This window comes from Campylobacter sp. 2014D-0258 (assembly GCF_008000495.1).
GTDB lineage: Bacteria > Campylobacterota > Campylobacteria > Campylobacterales > Campylobacteraceae > Campylobacter_D > Campylobacter_D jejuni.
Genome location: NZ_VOAR01000028.1, coordinates 1 through 570 on the forward strand (window position 1 = coordinate 1; position 570 = coordinate 570).

General features: G+C 26.7%; 1 pseudogene. It reads left to right on the forward strand.

The window, feature by feature from the left end:
* Positions 1 to 570: pseudogene (locus SR62_RS07695) on the forward strand (motility associated factor glycosyltransferase family protein); the annotation flags it as partial.

Here is a 570-nt window from a genome sequence, read left to right on the forward strand (position 1 = left end):
AGAAGAAATAAATTTTTTCTATCAAAGTATTTTAGAAAAAACTCCTAGATATCCTTTTGTATGTATTTATGGTATAGGCAATGCTTTACTGATTAAAAATTTAGCTAAACACTATAAACATCTTTTTATATTTGAAAGTGAAATCGAACTTTTTATCTTGGCTTTAAGTGTGATAGATTTGAGTGAGGAGTTGAAAGTTTATAAGGTTGTATTATTTGACTGTGTTGCAAAGGATTTAGAAATTCAAATTGCTATGATTTTTGATCAGCAAAGTATTTTAGAGTATTTAAGTTTATATGAAATGTTTATTAGCTCGCATTATTATCTTAAATACTATGAAACTTCTATTTTATCTTTAAATGAAATTTGTATTAAAAGTGCAAGTGTAGCAATAAGAAATGCAGATATTACTTGTTTTTTACCTTTGCTAACACATGGACAGTTTTTACAAAACATCCCTTTTATGCTTGAAAGCATTCCTTTTCAAAGAATCTTAAGTGAAAGAAAAAACAAATTTGAAAATGCTATAGTAGTTTCTGCAGGACCTTCTCTTGCTAAACAACTTCCTTT